We start from the raw sequence: 1,546 nt of genomic DNA on the forward strand, positions 1-1,546 counted from the left end.
CTTTGTCATTTTTCAATCTGTTGTGCTGTCGCAGTAAAATCCTGTTTGCTTATGATCAAGCCCGTTGGTGTTATCGCCAAACTAGAGGACTCTATAGCCAACTGGAACAAGAGGTTAAAGGTTTCAAGGAATTGGCAACGCAGCGAGACACACGGCTAGAGCAACTGAAGCAGAAACTGACCGAGATGCCATCCAAGACCTTTGACTATGCTGGTTATCTGCGAGACATGGAGGATCACAAAAATGCGATCGCTACCAATGACCACAACTATGACTACTGGCTGGAAAAAATCCGTGAACATAGTCTCGAAGACGATAGTATCAAGTTTTTGGAAGACTTCCTCAACCAAAGAACTAAACGGTTTCAAAAACAGATTGAAACCGACCTCAATTATCTCAAACCCGGTCAGCAACTATTTGACCAGATGCTTGGTAGTATCCGAGGCATTGTGGACATTGAACAGGCAGAATGCGATCGCGCTTTGGAAAAAGCCCTCAGAGATAAGGAGAAGGCTGATCAAGCCCGAGAAAAAGAATTAGAGTCAATTCGGCATCAGGAACAGAAAGCTGCTGAAGAACGAGAAAAACAATTAGAACGTTGGATTGCCCTGGTCGGTACTGGTTTAGCGGTCAGTGGTATTTCGTCCCAAACCGATGCTAAACCGGTAGAGTCTATTATCACCCAACTATTCTCGAAAGAATCCTTAGATTGCCCCACCGCTGGTGTTACACCTTGCTTGACTTACAGTGTCGTGTTTGTGCTAGTTCATGTGGTAGTTGGTTTAATTGCTGCGTTCATTATGGATCGAATTATCAAATTGGTATCAAAATGACTACTAAAGGGAACAGGGAACAGGGAACAGGGAATAGGGAGTAGGGAGTAGGGAGCAGGGAGCAGGGAGCAGATGGATTTTTGAGCGCTTTACACAAGTTAATACAGCGATGCATCAAGACAGAGAATTACTATATTTTTGTCCAGCTACTTACAACCTGAAAAGCTTTTGTAGTAAACTTTTGCCTTTTGCCTCTTGCCTCTTGCCTTGCGCGTAGCGCTATAACTATCAGCTACACAGGATGGTTTCCCCTCTTACCTGCTCCCGTCTTGATGCAGTCGCTCATGGGGGAAACCCCCAAGACCGCGCTGCATCGCTGCTCCCTGCTCCCTGCTCCCTGTTTTAGAGATAATAATTACAGCCATAAAATTTTACTTAGTTGTTAAGGAATCGGTGCTTTGATCAAACAAACTAGGCGGAGTCGGTGCTCGCAATTGGGATTGGTAAGTACAGTAGCAATGGCAAGTTCATTAACACTGTCGCACTTTATTCCATCTACTAGTAATCAAGCTCATGCTCAGAGCAATATCGTACCAGATGATACTTTAGGAGCTAATGGTTCAGTGGTAATTCCTGACGCTTCTGTGAAGGGATTGCCAGCAGAATTAATTGAAGGGGGAGTTCAACGGGGAGTTAACCTATTCCACAGTTTTCAAGAATTCAATGTCTCAGAAGGGTTGCGGGTTTATTTAGCTAATCCAGCTGGCATTGAG

Annotated in this window: 1 protein-coding gene and 2 pseudogenes; 2 read left to right on the forward strand and 1 reads right to left on the reverse strand. The window is 44.5% G+C overall.

Annotated elements, in window-relative coordinates; genetic code table 11:
• Positions 1 to 833: pseudogene (locus F6K49_RS47820) on the forward strand (hypothetical protein); the annotation flags it as partial.
• On the opposite strand, the gene F6K49_RS47825 reads toward F6K49_RS47820, so the two are convergent.
• Positions 814 to 948, reverse strand: a complete 135-nt coding sequence (locus tag F6K49_RS47825; RefSeq protein ID WP_269087021.1) for a hypothetical protein — start codon at positions 946 to 948, stop codon at positions 814 to 816. The pseudogene F6K49_RS47820 and the gene F6K49_RS47825 sit on opposite strands and share 20 nt — an antisense overlap.
• A 343-nt stretch (positions 949 to 1,291) precedes the next feature.
• On the opposite strand from F6K49_RS47825, the pseudogene F6K49_RS47830 reads away from it, so the two are divergent.
• A pseudogene (locus F6K49_RS47830) lies at positions 1,292 to 1,546 on the forward strand (hypothetical protein); the annotation flags it as partial.

Source organism: Moorena sp. SIO3I6 (genome assembly GCF_010672095.1).